A 15,441-nucleotide genomic window follows, 5' to 3' on the forward strand; every position below is an offset into this window, starting at 1 on the left:
GTCGTTGAGGCCATTGGCCTCAACGACCCCACGCGGTGATACGCGCGGGCTCCGATTTCGTGCCGGATGATCTCGCTGCCACGTATCGCCGCGTGGGCTCGGGGAGCCCACCCTGCGTTACGCGACAGTTATCAGCTTAAATGCCGCAGCGGGTGTGCGTGATCCGGCCAGACAGGTTCGAAGAACCGCTCCACCATTTCCGGAGTCACCGCGTCGAGCGTTGGCGGATTCCAGGCAGGCGCATTGTCCTTGTCGATCACCAGCGCGCGCACGCCTTCCAGCACTTCCCCGTGTTCAAAATTGCGGCGCACCAGCGAGCGTTCCATGCGCAGGCAGTCGGCGACATCGAGCGCGGCCCCACGCTGCAGCATCTCCCAGGTCACGCACATCATCAGCGGCGAACGCTGGCGCATCGCGGCCAGGGCCTTTTGCAGGAACGGATTCTCGTCCTTTTCCAGCGAGGCCATGATGGCGGCCACCGAACTGGCGCCGAAGTGCGCGTCGATCGCGGCGCGCTGCGTCTCCAGCACGCTCTGACCCGCGTCCACAGCGAAGCGCGCGGCGAAGCGACGGATCGCGTCAGCCAGCTGAGCGCCCGGCGTCGATTCGATCAGCGCGTTCAGTTCGCCCAACTGCGCGCCCGGCACGAAGACGTCGGCCAGGCCAACGTACAGCGCGTCGGCAGCGCCGATCGTCAGTCCGGTCAGGCCCAGGTAGTTGCCCAGCTGGCCCGGTGCGTGCGACAGGAAATGGCTGCCGCCGACGTCCGGGAACAGGCCGATGTTCACTTCCGGCATCGCCATCTTCGTGCGCTCGGTCACGATGCGCAGGCCAGTTTCAGGACCGCCCTGGGCGATACCCATGCCGCCGCCCATCACCACGCCGTCCATGATCGATACATACGGTTTCGGATAGAAGTGGATCAGATGGTTCAGCGCGTATTCCTCGGTGAAGAAATCTTCGAGCAGGGCGCTGCCGCCGGTGGGGGTCGCGTGGCCGGCTTCGTGGAAGAAGCGGATATCGCCGCCCGCGCACAGGGCTTTTTCGCTGCTGCTGGTGAGGACGACCGCGCACACCGACGCGTCGTCGCGCCAGGCCAGCAGGATGTCGGTCAGACGCCGCACCATCGCCAGCGAGAGGGAGTTCAGGGCCTTGGGACGGTCGAGCGTGATGATGCCGGTGCCGTTGGCAACGCGGGTCAGGACATGGTCGGTCATGGCGAATTCGTTGATGGAAAAGACAAGCATTTTACCCAAGACACTGCCGTCCACCGCACAAAATGAAAAGGGCGCCTTCCGGCGCCCTCGTTCAGACGGTGCTCGATGCGCGATCAGATCGCAGCAGCAGCCTCTCCGCCTTCAGGCAGGCGCTTGAGCGCCTCACGACTATGGTCCTTCAACATCGTCTTGTATTTCATCACCTGGCGATCGAGCCTGTCCATCAGGAGATCGATCGCCGCATACAGGTCTTGCGCCACACTTTCCACGTGTACGGTCTTGCCGGAGACGCGCAGGTTGATCTCGGCCTTCTGTCGTTTGTCTTTTTCGGTGAGGTTGTCGATCGCGAGGATGACGTGGGAATCGATCACTTGATCGAAATGGCGGGTGATGCGTTCGAGCTTGTTCTGTACGTATTCACGGATGGCGGGGGTGACGTCGAGGTGGTGGCCACTGATGGTGAGATTCATACACACTCCTTTGAAAATGTAGCGGCCGCCGCGCCGCGCAGGGAGTGCGCATGGGGGCCGCTGTTACAAGGATTTGCGGAGACTGACGGGAGGAATCTTGAGTGCCTCGCGGTATTTTGCAACCGTGCGGCGCGCAATGACCATCCCTTGTTCACCGAGCATTTCCGCGATCTTGCTGTCGGATAATGGGTTCTTTGGGTCTTCTGCTCCTGTCAGTTGCGCAATGAGCGCCCGTATCGCCGTAGACGATGCTTCGCCCCCCGCTTCGGTGGCGACATGGCTTCCGAAGAAATACTTCAGCTCAAACATGCCGTGCGGGGTCAGCATGAATTTTTGAGTTGTCACGCGAGAAATTGTGCTCTCGTGTAGTCCTAGTGTATCAGCTATCTCGCGAAGCACAAGGGGACGCATGGCAACCGCGCCATGGCTGAAAAAGTTCTTCTGGCGCTCCACAATTGCCTGCGAAACACGCAGGATCGTGTCGAAACGCTGGCGCATATTTTTAATGAGCCACTTCGCTTCCTGCAGCTGCGCGCTCATCTGGCCTTCGCCTTTGCCCTGCTTGAGCAAATTCGCATAGACGTTGTTCACACGCAGGCGCGGCATCACTTCGTTGTTCAGCGAGACGCTCCAGCCGCCCTTCGACTTGCGGACAATAACGTCCGGTACGACGTAATCCGAGACGCTCGACGCGAAGGCGGCGCCGGGATGCGGATTGCACTGGCGGATCACGGCCTGCGCTTCACGCAGGTCCTCGTCGTCGCAGTCGAGCGCTTTTTTCAGTTTCGTGAATTCGCGCTGCGCGAACCAGCTCAGATACCCCTCGACGATTTTCAGGGCCATGCGCCGCGTCACCAGCGGCACGCCCGGCATCGCGCGGATCTGCAGCGCCAGGCATTCGGATGCGCTGCGCGCGCCGACGCCGACCGGGTCCAGGCTTTGCACCAGCGCCAGCGCGCAGCGCAGTTCGTCCATCTCGACCTCGAGCTCCTCCGGCAAGCGCGCATGGATCTCGTCGAGCTGCTCCTCCAGGTAGCCGTTGTCGTCGATCGCGTCGATCACGAGTTCGGCCAGCGCGCGGTCGCGCGCCGTGACGCCCGTCACGCGAATCTGCTCGCACAGATGCTCGCGCAGGGTCACGCCGACCGCGCCGAGCTGCGGGCGGCCGTCGTCGTCGCCGTCGCCGCTCGATGCGCGCGAACCCTCTCCCCAGTCGCCCTCGGACTCGCCGCGTTCGACCTCGCCGCCTTCGCCGCCCTCGGCCGCCTCGGGCGCAGGGGCGCCCTCCTCGTTGTTCGGCGCCGGCGCCTCGGCTTGCGCCGGCGCGCTGTTGATCGCGCCGTCGGCCAGCAGGCGCACCGAGTGGTCGAGCGGGTCGTCGAGCCGTTCGAGCAGCGGGTTATCGGACAGGATCTGCTCGATCTCCTGATGTAGTTCAAGGGTGGAGAGCTGCAGCAGGCGGATCGACTGCTGAAGCTGCGGCGTGAGCGCCAGGTGCTGCGAAGTCCGGAGTTGCAGGGATTGTTTCATGGTGCCGCTCGGTGTCCCGTGTTGTTGCTACAGCCTTGCTACATGCGGAAGTGTTCGCCCAGGTAGACGCGTCGTACCGACTCGTCGGCGATGATGTCGTCGGGACGTCCCGACGCCAGCACCGCGCCCTGGTTGATGATGTAGGCGCGGTCGCAGATGCCGAGCGTCTCGCGCACATTGTGGTCGGTGATCAGGACGCCGATGCCGCGCTCCTTCAGGAAGCGCACGATGCGCTGGATCTCGATCACGGCGATCGGGTCGACGCCGGCGAACGGCTCGTCGAGCAGCACGAAGCGCGGATTGGTCGCCAGCGCGCGCGCGATCTCGACGCGGCGCCGCTCGCCGCCCGACAGCGACAGGGCCGGGTTCTCGCGCAGCTTCTCGATCTGCAGTTCGGCCAGCAGCGAGTCGAGGCGCGTATTGATGGCATCCTTCGTCAGCGCCTTGCCGTTGTCGTCGCGCTGCAGTTCGAGCACGGCGCGGATATTGTCTTCCACCGTCAGCTTGCGAAACACCGAGGCTTCCTGCGGCAGGTACGACAGGCCCATCACCGCGCGCCGGTGGATCGGCAGGCTCGAAATGTTGGCGCCATTGATCTCGATGGTGCCGGCGTCCGACGGCACCAGGCCGACGATCATGTAGAACGAGGTGGTCTTGCCGGCGCCGTTGGGGCCGAGCAGGCCGACGACTTCGCCGCAGCCGACTTCCAGCGAGACGTCGCGCACGACCAGGCGCTTGCCATAGCTTTTTTGCAGTCCGCGCACCACCAGGGTGCTGCGGTTGTCGCGTGCATCTTTCATTATTTCTTTCCTGGTGCTGCCGGCGCTGCCGGAGCCGCCGCTGGAGCCGCGGCGGGCGCAGTGCGGCGCGGCGCGATGATCAGGGTCCCGCGGCCGCCGCCGGACTTGGTCTCGCCGCTGGCGTCGTTGCGCACGGTGGCCACTTCCTTGCGGTTGTCGTAGGAGATGTAGGCGCCATCGAGTTCGTTCGTCAGGCGCCCGTTCTCGAGTTCCTTCACGATCGCCTTCGAGAACAGTTTCACGAGTTCCACCCGCTCGTCGTATTCGATGCGCTCGGCCTGGCCTTCGACCCACAGGTCCGGGCCGCCGTCGCGCTTCTGGCGGAAGGTCGCCACGCGCCCCGGGTTCGAAGTAAGCGTGACGTTCATGTAGCCTTCCGGGGTTTCCTTGAGCAGCGCGCGGTCCGACTTCAGGATCAGGGTGCCGCGCGTGAGGACCACATTCCCCGTCAGGATGCGCGTCTGCGTGACTTCGTCGACGTCGAGCGAATCGAAGTTGATGACGGCCTGCTTGAGCGAGTCCGCGCGCTCGGCGTGGGCTGCCGTCAGCGACAGCAGCGAAAGGAAGGCGGCGGCGAAGATGTTTTTCATTAGGGCTCGTTCCTGTTATTGGTTGGGTGCGGGGCTCGTACGCGGCGGATAGACGATCTGGCCGCGGCCGCCGAGGTGCAGCTTCTGCGTCGGGTTCTCGGCCACCATGCCGACGCCGTTGGCCGAGGCGGCGCCGAGCGTCATCTGGACCGGACGATCGGTCTTGACGATCTCGTCGTCGGCCAGCACGGTCAGGGCCTCGGTTTTCGCGCGCAGGGCCGCGCTCTTCGGCGTGGCCGGGCGGTTGACGTCGACGTTGCCCATCAACTCGACGCGGTCTTCGCCGTGGTAGACCTGGCCGCGGTCGGCGTGCATGGTCATGCGCGGGCGGCCCGGCGCCATGCTCTCGACGACCGGCCTGGTCACTTCCGAAACGTCGTTGTCCGGATGGTGGGCCAGGCGCGCGCCCGACACCACGTAGCGCGGCGCGCCGTGTTCGGTCATGCGCACGAAGCTGAAATTCTCGACGATGTAGTCGGGTTCGTTCAGGCCGTTGCCGACGCCCGTCGCATCGTCGGTCTGGACCGCCTGCAGCAGCCAGAAGCTGCCGAAGGCGAAGAAGACCGCCGTCAGCATCAAGGCCAGCAGGCGCCAGCGGTGCGCGGTCCGTTTGTTCACGTAGGTTGCCATGCGGTTAAGCGCTTAGTCGAATTCATTTGAACTCATGCGAAATAGGGCGAGAGCGCCTGCTCGTACGTGCCCTGGGCGCGCATGACCATGTCGCACACTTCGCGCACGGCGCCGCGGCCGCCGCCGGCTTTCGTCACATAGTGCGCACGGTGCTGCACTTCCGGATGCCCGGTCGGCACCGTCACGGCGAAACCGACTTTCGTCAGCAGCGGCAGGTCGATCACGTCGTCGCCGATGTAGCCGCACTGCTCGGCCGTGAAGCCGGTCTGCTCGAGCAGCTCGGCAAACGCGACGCGCTTGTCATGGTGGCCCTGCCAGACGTGGTTGATGCCGAGGTCGCGGGCACGCGCCAGCACGATCGGCGATTTGCGCGCGCTGATGATGGCGGTGATCACGCCCGTCTTCTGCAGCAGCTGGATGCCGAGGCCATCGAGCACGTTGAAGGTCTTGGTGACCTCGCCGTCCGGCCCATAGGTCAGGCTGCCGTCGGTCAGGATGCCGTCGACGTCGAAGATCATCACTTTTACGCGCGCCGCGCGGGTCATGTGTTCCAGCGGGGTCATTTAAATCACCTTGGCGCGCGTCAGGTCGTGGATGTGCAGCGCGCCGACCAGCACGCCCGCTTCATCGACGACCAGCATCTGGTTGATGCGGAACTCTTCCATGATCGCGACCGCGTCGACCGCCAGCTGGTCGGGGTGCACGGTGCGCGCGCCGACGTGCATCACGTCGCGGATGGTCACATTCGAAAAGTCCTGCATGCGCTCGATCAGGCGGCGCAGGTCGCCGTCGGTGAACACACCCAGCGGCTTGAAGCCGGGGTCGACCACGGCCGTCATGCCCATGCCCTTCTGGCTGATCTCCAGCAGCGCGCGGGTGAGCGGCGTATCCGGGGTCACGGCGGGAATCGCTTCTCCGCTGCGCATCACGTCGCGCACATGGGTCAGCAGGCGCCGGCCCAGGGCGCCGCCCGGATGCGAGCGCGCGAAGTCTTCCTCGCGGAAGCCGTGCGCATCGAGCAGCGCCACGGCCAGCGCGTCGCCCAGGGCCAGCGTGACGGTGGTGCTGGCGGTCGGCGCCAGGTTCAGGGGGCAGGCTTCCTTGGACACCGAGACGTCGAGGTGGACGTCGGAGAGCTGCGCCAGGCGCGATTGCGGCTTGCCGGTCATCGCGATCAGGGGCGTGCCCATGCGTTTCACGACCGGCAGGATGTCCATCAATTCGGAGGATTCGCCGGAATACGAGATCGCGATGAACACGTCCTTGTCGGTCACCATGCCGAGGTCGCCGTGGGCGGCTTCACCCGGGTGGACGAACATGGCCGGGGTCCCGGTCGAGGCCAGGGTCGCGGCGATCTTGCGCGCGATATGGCCGGATTTGCCCATGCCCGACACCACCACGCGGCCGGTGCAGGCGAACATCAGGCCGACCGCGCGGGCGACGCTGTCGTCGGCGCCGAGACGGGCGTGCATGGCGTGGATGGCGTCGGCCTCGATGGTCAGGGTTTCGCGCGCCAGCTCCAGCACGCGGCGCGACTGGTTCTCGTCAAAACTGTTCAGCATTGTTTTTTCATCGGTTACACTCATTCTGTAAGTATAAACGAATTGCGAAAGCAAAAAACTTGCCAGACGTATCAAAACCACGATCGCTCAGCATAAAGATCTTAAAAACGCATGGCATCCGGACTTGAATTGACCCTGCTGCTGCTCGGCAGCGCCGTGCTCGGCGTGGTCGTGTTTCGCAGCCTGCACCTGCCGCCGATGCTGGGTTACCTGGCCGTCGGCGTGCTGATCGGCCCGCACGCTTTCGGCCTCGCGGCGGAAACCGGCGCGACCCACGCGCTGGCCGAATTCGGTGTCGTATTTTTGATGTTTTCCATCGGCCTCGAATTTTCGCTGGCCCAGCTGCGCTCGATGCGGCGCATCGTGTTCGGGCTGGGACTGGCGCAGGTGGTGCTGACCATCGTCGCCACCATCCTGGGCGGCTTCGTTCTGACGATGTGGGCGCCGCAGCTGCACATCAGCTGGCAGGCCGCCTTTGCCCTGGGCGGCGCGCTGGCGATGTCGTCGACCGCCATCGTCGTCAAACTGCTGACCGAGCGGCTGGAGCTGGAAAGCGACCACGGACGGCGCATCATCGGCATCCTGCTGTTCCAGGACCTGGCCGTGGTGCCGCTCCTGATCCTGATCCCCGCGCTGGCGAAAGACCCGGAAAACCTGGTGAAAACCCTGGCCTGGGCGGGCCTCAAAGCCGCGGCGGTGCTGGCCCTGCTGCTGTTCTTCGGCCAGAAACTGATGCGCAACTGGTTCACCATTGTCGCCAAGCGCCGCTCGCAGGAGCTGTTCATGCTGAACCTGCTCTTGGTGACGCTGGGCGCGGCCTGGATCACCGAGCGCGCCGGCCTGTCGATGGCGCTGGGCGCATTCGTCGCCGGCATGCTGATCTCGGAAACCCAGTTCAAGCACCAGGTCGAGGAAGACATCAAGCCCTTCCGCGACGTGCTGCTCGGCCTCTTCTTCATCACGATCGGCATGCTGCTGAACGTGGAAGTGGTGATCACCCACTGGTGGCTCGTGCTGGTGCTGCTGGCCATTCCCGTGCTGCTGAAATTCGCGCTGATCGCGGCGCTGGCGAAGGCCTTCGGTTCCTCGGACGGGGTCGCGATGCGCACCGGTCTCGCCCTGGCCCAGGCCGGCGAGTTCGGCTTCGTGCTGCTGAACATGGCGTCCGGCTCGAAGCTGCTCGACCCGTTCCTGATGCAGCTCGTATTGGCCTCGATGGTGCTGTCGATGCTGGTCGCGCCCTTCGTCATCGCCAAGTCCGACCAGATCGTCATGAAGATCGCCGCCAACGAATGGATGATGCAGTCGCTCCAGCTGACCCAGCTGGCGAGCCGCACGATGGCCGCGCAAAAGCACGTCATTCTCGCCGGCTTCGGGCGCAGCGGCCAGAGCGTGGCGACTTTGCTGTCCGACGAAAAGCTGCCCTGGTATGCGCTCGACCTCGATCCGGAACGGGTGCAGGAAGCGCAGGCGGCGGGCTCCAGCGTCTCCTACGGCGACGCCGGACGGCGCGAGTCGCTGATCGCGGCCGGCATCAATCGCGCCAGCGCCCTGGTGATTACGTTTGCCGACACGCGCGCGGCCTTGAAAGTGCTGCACCTGGTGCACGAGCTGGCGCCCTCGCTGCCGGTGATCGTCAGGAGCCATGACGACAGCGACCTCGAACTGCTGCGCCAGGCGGGGGCGACGGAAGTCGTGCCGGAAGCGCTCGAGAGCAGCCTGATGCTGGCCTCGCACGCGCTGGTCGTGGTCGGCGTACCGCTGCGCCGCGTGGTGCACCGCGTGCAGAGCGCGCGGGACGAACGCTACGCTTCCCTGCGCGGCTATTTTCACGGCGCCAGCGACCTGATCGACGACCCCGAGCACACCTACGTGCGTTTGCACTCGGTGGTGCTGAACGCGGATGCGCAGGCGGTCGGGCGGCGCATCGACGAACTCGGGCTGGAAGAGCTGGGGGCCGAAGTCAGCGGCATCCGGCGTGTGCGGGTGCGGATCGAACCGATGCCGGGGACGGTGCTGCAGGCGGGAGACGTCGTGGTGCTGCGCGGGTCGGGCGATGCGGTGACGCGGGCGGAGGGGCGCTTGTTATAGGCAACGCTGTGCAACGGGCCGAAGGGACCCAGGGTGGGCGGCGTCAAAACCAACAATATTCGATCTTCCGGGCGAAGCCGCCCACCCTACGGGCCTGTTCGACGTTCCCGGTAAATGCCATTTCACCCCGCCATGACCACCCGGTTGCGCCCTGCTTCCTTCGCCTGATACAAGGCGCCGTCGGCGGAAGCGACGAGCGCCTGTGCCACGCCTTCGATCGCATGGTCGCGCGCGTAATCGTCGAGGGCAGCGACGCCGATCGAGACCGACACGTTCAGGTACTGCCCGCCCGCCAGGTCGAAGGGCTTGTCGGCCACGCCCGCGCGGATGCGGTCGGCGACCATGGCGGCCGCCTGCAAATCGGCATTGATCAGCAGGACGACGAATTCTTCTCCGCCGAAGCGCGCCAGCGCGTCCGACACCCGCAATTCCATCTTGATGCGCGCCGCGACTTCGCGCAGCACGTCGTCGCCCGCCTGGTGTCCAACGCTGTCGTTGACCTTTTTGAAATAATCGACGTCGATGAACATGAAGGAGATGTGGTAATTCTGGCGCTGGGCGCGCGCGATTTCTTCCACCAGGCGCCGGTCGATGTAGCGGCGGTTGTAGACGCCGGTCAGCGGATCGGTCAGCCCGATGTATTTCAACATCTCGTTGCTGATCACGTTTTCCAGGCAGATCGCGATGATCGAGGCCATGTGCTCGACGAAATCGGTGCCGAGCGCCGCGGTGAAGCGCTGGGGGTCGCAGCTGCCCAGGTTCAGGCTGCCGATCAGGCGTTTATTGCGCAGCAGCGGCACCAGCGCCACGCTTTCCAGGCCCGCGGGCGGATGCGGGAACATCGCGCCATGCGCGGCGCGCGAATACGGCCCCAGGCGCGGACGCGGGCGTTCGCCCGGCTCAAAGCCGAGTTCGACCGCGTGCTCGCAGAACAGCAGGTTGGGAAAACTCTCGAAATCGACGCCCAGCTTGTGCATCACCGTATAGATGTCGGCGTCGGTGTCGACCAGGGAGAGGGTCACGCTGTCGAGGTCGGAAATGACGGGCAGCAGGCGGAAGATCGTGCCGACCAGCTGCGGAAAATTCGAGGCGCCGACGATTTCGAGGTCGAAGGCCTGGTGGCGCGCCATGATCTCGTGATTGCGTTGGGCCTGCTCCATGACATAGCCGATCCGCGCACGCAGGCCTTCGTTCTCGGCAATGAGGTCCCGCAGGTCGGGCAATACGGCGTCCGGCTGGCGCATGGGCATTCCTTTTAGCAATAGCCGTTACATTACGTGAGTTTTCGGCAATTGAGAACGGGATTGCCGCTTTTTTCGCGCGCGGCTGGCCCGGCGCAGCCTTAAAACGACAGGCTGACCTCGAACGCCTGCCCGACGCGCAGGATGCCGCCGCTGCCCTCGCTCACGATGCAGTTCATGCCGACGCACACTGCCCCGTCCAGGATCGCCCTGGCGCGCCAGGATTGCAGGATGTCGAGCGGATCCGGGCCGGGGATGCCGGTGGCTTGGTCGATGGCCGGGATCGGACAGCGCGCGCAGGGTTTCACCGGCCGGATCACGATCTCGCCCGCACGCAGCGAGGCGGTGTAGTCCTCTTCGAACGGGTCGGTGTCCGCGACCACCAGGTTCGGGCGGAAGCGGTCCATCGGCAGGGCCGCGCGTCCGGCGGCGCGCATGCGGCCGTTGATCTCGTCGAGTGCCGATGCGCCGATCAGCAGCAGCGGATAGGCGTCGGCGAAGCGCGCGGACGAGGGTGCGCCGCCAGTCCATTTTTCGCTGGTCGGGCGGGCCGCATCGGGCTTGCAGCGCACCAGGCGGCAGCGGGTGCCGAGCACGTCGCCGAACCAGGCGGCGGCCCCGTCGCCGCAGTCGATCGCGTCGACCACGTCGTCCCAGATCTGCACGCGCCGCGTAGGTGCTACCGCTTCCAGGGCCAGCGGCAGGCGCAGCGGGCACGCGCCGGGAGCGGTGACCACCAGCGCACCATCCTCGACGCGCGGATTGATGGTGGCCATGCGTGGGAACTCGCGCTGGGTCAGGAACTGGCCCTCATCGGTGACGAGCATCCATTCGCGGTCGTGCACGCCGTGCGCGGCCAGGCCGGAGACGGTGACGACCGCCTGATCGACCGGCATGGCGGCGCAGGATTTGATCGGGTACAGGATGAGGTGGGAGAGCGTGGGCATTGCTGCGATGGGTGCGTGTCGAAGGGTCGACAGTATCGCATCAATCGGGCCGCATGAATGCTGGTCGTGCAAACGCGTGGGCTCGAGAGCCCACGCGTTACACCGTCAACGACCACGCGCCGCCTGTAAAAGCGACGCGCGGTAAACCATCAGGCCTTGGCCAGCTTCATCTGGCTCAACTCCCCCGTCAGATACCCCACCGCCGCGCCGAATTTATCCTTGTAATTCGCGCGCACCAGCGGATCGAGGGTGGTCTTGACGACGTTGTGAATCCCGCCCCAATCACCCGCGTGCTGGAAGTTGCTCATGATGTAGGTCCAGCCGTTGAGTTCATCGACCGCATGCAGGCCGGTGGACTCGCCGCCAGCCGGAATCGACATCAGGCGCGACAGCACTTTGGTGTCGACGTTATAGGCCCACAGGAAGTTATTCACGTGCTGGCCGCTGTCTTCGCCGATAAACAGCGTGCGCATCTTTTCCGAGAATTTCAAATTGTCCGGATTGCCGATGCGGTCCGGATTGGCGGTGTTGCCGAGGGCGTCGGCGGGAATGTCTTCGCCGGTCAGCAGCGCTTTTACATCGACCGGCATCCACTCGCTGTTGATGGCCGCGCCGCCAAGATCCTTCTGGCCGCCCGCCAGTTTTAAAGCCATCACGGCGCCGGCATTCAGGGCCTTCGGAATCGAGATGCCATTGCCGGGCACGTTCAGCGCATTGCCCGCCACCATCGCGCTCTGGCAGTTCTGCAGCGCCGAATAGGCGACCTTGTCCGCCGCGTTGACGGTCGTGCCTTCCATTTTCGTAAAGCCCATCGAGGCGCCGACCAGGGCGGCGTAGCGGTGGGTCTCGAGGAAAGCGGCGGCCTTTTCCATGCCGGGTTTCAGCTTGATCCACTCGATGGCGCCGTTCGCCGCCACCCGGGTAAACGTCGGGTCTTGCGGATCGAGCGTGCGCACGTCCATGATGTCGGTTGCTTTGAGCGAGGCGGCCAGGGCGCGGATCTCGGCGCTGGTGGCGGAACCGAGCCTGATCCAGGTGAGCGGCGCGGCGGCGCCCTGCGGATCGAGCGAGAAGCCGGCGCCGACTTTCGCGACATACAGGGTGCCGCTCGACAGGTCTTTTTCCTTGTCGGCGACAAAGACAAAATAGCCGCTGTTGGTGGCGTCGTCGCCCATCAGCACGGTGCGCTGGTCCGGCATCACCTGCACCAGTTCGTGCGAGATGCGGCCCAGGCAGTAGTGCTTTTTGATGGAGGCCGTACCGTCCGGGTTGACCGTCACTTCCGGCAGGTGGCCGTAGTTATACGGGTTGGCCGCCGTCTCGCTGCCGTACAAATTCTTGCTGAAGGCTTTGAATTGCGCATCGCTTGCCGCCGTAAAAGCGTTCGGTTCGTATTCCTCGCTCGACAGGTGGGTGCCCCAGGGAGACAGGCTGGCGCCGCAGGTGATCCACAGGCCCTCGACGCTGGACGTGTCGACGTTGTGGTATTTCACGAGGCTCAGTTTGCCGGTCGCCTGATCCTGGTCGAGGGTCAGCACGCCGATCGGCGACGGCAGGCGGCCGTACATGCCGGTCTTGCCATCCTGGGCGAACGTCGTGTACTCGAACTGCACCACGGCGAACACCGGCTTGCCTTTGACACCCGCCACGCTGGCGTTCGGCACGGTCAGGAGCGAGGTGCCGTCCGGCGCGTCGGAAAAGAACTGGCGTTCGCGGCCGGGAACGGTGGCGTCGATGATCGGCTTGTTCTGGATGTCGTAGTACCCGCCGGCGAGGACAGTGCCGCCGTTGCCGTTGGCGACCAGATCGCCGGTGATGAAGAAGGGTTGATAGGCCAGCTTGAAATCGAGCTTGCTGGTATCGCTGAAATTCACCGTCATGGTCGAGCCGACCGTGTTGGTCGCCATCGCGGCGGCATTCGCCAGCGTCGGCGCGGCCATCGAGCTGAAGCTGATCGAGCCAAGGGTGGCGACCGGTGCGCTCGGGGCCAGCGCGTCCGACGCGTCGTCGCTGCCGCCGCCGCAGGCGGTCAGCAACGACGCCGCGGCAACGCTCCCCAGCGGCAGCATCGGGGCGGCGCCCAGCATGCGCAACAGGCGGCGGCGGGACAGTTCGGGGGTCGTCGGGTTCATGCGTTTCTCTCCAGGGTTGCGTGATTGCGCGCGGCGGTGGCCGCGTCCATGGAGGAGCACAATAGTGGAGGTGTATGTCAGGCTGATGACAGCATGCCGCCTCGCCTAGTGCAGAGCCCAGTCGGGCAATTCGTCGAAGATTTCGTAGCCCGCCGGTCCGCCCGCCGCTGCCCGCATGCGCTCGACCAGGGGCGCGGGAACGATGTCTTCCGCCTCGCGGCTGTCCCGCCAAGCATCGATGCCGTCCCACCGCGCCACTGCAAGGTAGACATTCGCGTCGATCTGGCTTTTCAGCACGACGCTGCCGCGCGCATCGGGGCAGCCCTGCTGGATGCAGCGCGTCACCTCGCGCCACGCCGCGGCGAATTCCCCTCCACGCTCGGGGTCCACGCTCCAGCGGTAGATTACTCTGATCATCGCATCCTCAAATAAAAAGCCCCGATACGTGAAGGCAGCGGGGCTTTGGTCATCCGCCGGACTCCGGTTTCAGGATGTTAAACGTTGAACAGAAAATTCGGCCTGAAATCCGCCTCGCTTCCAGGCCATATCGTAAGATCGTCAAAATCGCACCCGGTTCTGTACCCGGTTGTCTGATCAAAAGCGCAGACCTGTACTTGTCGCGCACGCAGCGTGCGCGCCACATGCCAGGTACGTTTCTATTACATGGGAAGGAAAAGAATCGTAAATGTATTATCCGTACGATTCCACCCGTGCGCGACAACAGAATTAGCGGCACCGGCAGGCAACGCTACGGATATTCCATTGCCGGTTGAGAGTGAATTGCGATCGATCTTTGCGATTAGCGCAACGTCCAAATTGGGTTTTGCCGACGTTATGAGAAAAGCAAAACTCGAGAGCACACCGAGCGAAACTGCTATGCATAGACGGATGAGTAATCGGAGCGGGGTAAGGCTGCTATGATACGTATTTCCAGCTTGCATCTAGTCCGTTCCGCTACGAAGAACCGTTCGTCTTCAAAGCATTCGTTATAATTTAGCGATTTCATCTCCACAACAAAACCTTCCCCCGCTGCCTTGGTCGGCTGGCGCTTCGGCATGCGCCTCTGCCACGGTGGGCAAAATCGCTGCTGCGTTCGGGCATCGCGCCGGGTCGGCGCGGCGCGCCAGTCGGTCGTGGGTTGCGCATGATCATTGACCTCTTTCCATGCCAGACCGCGTCGCGCCTGTGTGCGTTGGCCGCTGATATCTGCCGCTCGCAATGACGATGCTTCCACGATCGGCCGGGCAGAGTGCGAAGCGATGGGAGATCCGGTTGAGGTCACATCCTGGCGCCACAGCGCGCTCTTGGCGTGGCGCAAGCCTTCGCAGGATCGGGACGAGAACGAGACACTCGCTTACATTATTTATCCAGGATTTGGGCCTGTAGGTTAAAATGCCAGCCCTTGATCTATTGTTGCATCCAAACAATGAATAACCGTCCTACTGCAAGCGCGCTGCTGGATATTGTTGCAGCAACCAAGCGCATTTCGCTTGTCGGTGTACTCGGCTGGCAGGACGTGCGCGCGCGTTACCGCCGCTCGGCACTGGGTCCGTTCTGGATCACGCTGAGCATGGGTGTCGTGATTGCCACCATCGGCATCGTGTTCGGGCAGATTTTCAAGTCTCCAATGCAAGAGTTTCTGCCGTTCTTGACCATCGGCCTGATCCTGTGGGCCTTCATCTCGAACATCATCACTGAAGGCGCAACTGGCTTCATCACTGCCGAAAACATCATCAAGCAGTTGCCGATTCCGATGTTCGTGCACATCATGCGCATGATCTGGCGCAATCTGCTCATCCTTTTGCATAACCTGGTGATTTTTCCGATTGTGCTTCTTGTTTTTGGCAAGACACTCGGCTGGGTTGCACTGCTGAGCATTCCGGGCCTTGCGCTCGGCGTTCTCAATCTCAGCTGGATCGCCCTGCTGCTCGCCATTGTTTGCGCACGCTATCGCGACCTGCCGCAAATGGTGACGAGCGTACTGCAGGTAGTTTTCTACCTGACGCCGGTCATGTGGTTGCCCAAGCTGCTGCCACAGAGGGCCGGCATGTATTTGCTTGACCTCAACCCGGTCTACCATTTGCTCGAAATTATCCGCGCTCCCCTGCTCGGCCAGGCGCCGAGTGTCACCAACTGGGTGGTTGCAGGTGCGTTGGCGGTCGTCGGATGGATCGTGGCGCTGTTCGTATTTGGCCGCTACCGGCGCCGTATCGCCTACTGGCTGTGAAGTG

Annotated in this window: 14 protein-coding genes; 2 read left to right on the forward strand and 12 right to left on the reverse strand. The window is 64.0% G+C overall.

Features of this window, described 5'->3' with window-relative positions; genetic code table 11:
• Window positions 1-131 precede the first annotated feature (131 nt).
• From LPB04_RS03525 to LPB04_RS03560, 8 genes are all read right to left on the reverse strand, one after another.
• Window positions 132-1,217, reverse strand: a complete 1,086-nt coding sequence (locus LPB04_RS03525; protein ID WP_193687407.1) for an enoyl-CoA hydratase/isomerase family protein — start codon at window positions 1,215-1,217, stop codon at window positions 132-134.
• Window positions 1,218-1,330: 113 nt separating this feature from the next.
• Window positions 1,331-1,687, reverse strand: coding sequence for a ribosome hibernation-promoting factor, HPF/YfiA family (gene hpf / locus LPB04_RS03530; protein WP_193687408.1), 357 nt, complete (start codon window positions 1,685-1,687; stop codon window positions 1,331-1,333).
• 63 nt (window positions 1,688-1,750) lie between these two features.
• Entirely contained in the window at window positions 1,751-3,217 is a 1,467-nt protein-coding gene (locus LPB04_RS03535) for an RNA polymerase factor sigma-54 (RefSeq protein WP_193687409.1), read from the reverse strand.
• A gap of 38 nt (window positions 3,218-3,255) precedes the next feature.
• Complete coding sequence (gene lptB, locus LPB04_RS03540; protein ID WP_193687410.1) at window positions 3,256-4,017, reverse strand: LPS export ABC transporter ATP-binding protein; 762 nt, start codon at window positions 4,015-4,017, stop codon at window positions 3,256-3,258.
• A complete protein-coding gene (gene lptA, locus LPB04_RS03545; RefSeq protein ID WP_193687411.1) occupies window positions 4,017-4,607 on the reverse strand; it encodes a lipopolysaccharide transport periplasmic protein LptA in 591 nt (196 codons plus the stop codon). The genes lptB and lptA overlap by 1 nt, the downstream gene beginning before the upstream one ends.
• A gap of 15 nt (window positions 4,608-4,622) precedes the next feature.
• Window positions 4,623-5,225, reverse strand: coding sequence for an LPS export ABC transporter periplasmic protein LptC (gene lptC, locus LPB04_RS03550; RefSeq protein WP_227496604.1), 603 nt, complete (start codon window positions 5,223-5,225; stop codon window positions 4,623-4,625).
• A 44-nt stretch (window positions 5,226-5,269) separates the two neighbouring features.
• Window positions 5,270-5,800: a KdsC family phosphatase gene (locus LPB04_RS03555; RefSeq protein ID WP_193687413.1), complete on the reverse strand. Its 531-nt coding sequence runs from the start codon at window positions 5,798-5,800 to the stop codon at window positions 5,270-5,272.
• On the reverse strand, window positions 5,801-6,823 hold the full coding sequence (locus tag LPB04_RS03560) for a KpsF/GutQ family sugar-phosphate isomerase (protein WP_330635406.1): 1,023 nt from the start codon (window positions 6,821-6,823) through the stop codon (window positions 5,801-5,803).
• 87 nt (window positions 6,824-6,910) lie between these two features.
• On the opposite strand from LPB04_RS03560, the gene LPB04_RS03565 reads away from it, so the two are divergent.
• Window positions 6,911-8,890: a monovalent cation:proton antiporter family protein gene (locus LPB04_RS03565; RefSeq protein ID WP_193687415.1), complete on the forward strand. Its 1,980-nt coding sequence runs from the start codon at window positions 6,911-6,913 to the stop codon at window positions 8,888-8,890.
• Between the two features lie 122 nt (window positions 8,891-9,012).
• Here the strand turns inward: LPB04_RS03565 and LPB04_RS03570 are convergent, their stop codons facing one another.
• From LPB04_RS03570 to LPB04_RS03585, 4 genes are all read right to left on the reverse strand, one after another.
• On the reverse strand, window positions 9,013-10,134 hold the full coding sequence (locus tag LPB04_RS03570; protein ID WP_193687416.1) for a DUF484 family protein: 1,122 nt from the start codon (window positions 10,132-10,134) through the stop codon (window positions 9,013-9,015).
• A gap of 98 nt (window positions 10,135-10,232) precedes the next feature.
• Entirely contained in the window at window positions 10,233-11,078 is an 846-nt protein-coding gene (locus LPB04_RS03575; RefSeq protein WP_193687417.1) for an MOSC domain-containing protein, read from the reverse strand.
• Between the two features lie 149 nt (window positions 11,079-11,227).
• A complete protein-coding gene (locus LPB04_RS03580) occupies window positions 11,228-13,210 on the reverse strand; it encodes a PhoX family protein (protein WP_193687418.1) in 1,983 nt (660 codons plus the stop codon).
• A 105-nt stretch (window positions 13,211-13,315) separates the two neighbouring features.
• Window positions 13,316-13,627 (reverse strand): antibiotic biosynthesis monooxygenase family protein, encoded by a 312-nt coding sequence (locus LPB04_RS03585; RefSeq protein ID WP_193687419.1) that lies wholly within the window; start codon window positions 13,625-13,627, stop codon window positions 13,316-13,318.
• 1,009 nt (window positions 13,628-14,636) lie between these two features.
• Between LPB04_RS03585 and LPB04_RS03590 the strand changes: the two genes are divergently transcribed.
• Window positions 14,637-15,437 carry an ABC transporter permease gene (locus tag LPB04_RS03590; protein ID WP_193687420.1) on the forward strand — a complete coding sequence of 267 codons (801 nt, stop codon included), beginning with the start codon at window positions 14,637-14,639 and terminating at the stop codon, window positions 15,435-15,437.
• Window positions 15,438-15,441: the final 4 nt, after the last annotated feature.

The organism is Massilia litorea (assembly GCF_015101885.1).
Taxonomy (GTDB): domain Bacteria; phylum Pseudomonadota; class Gammaproteobacteria; order Burkholderiales; family Burkholderiaceae_D; genus Telluria; species Telluria litorea.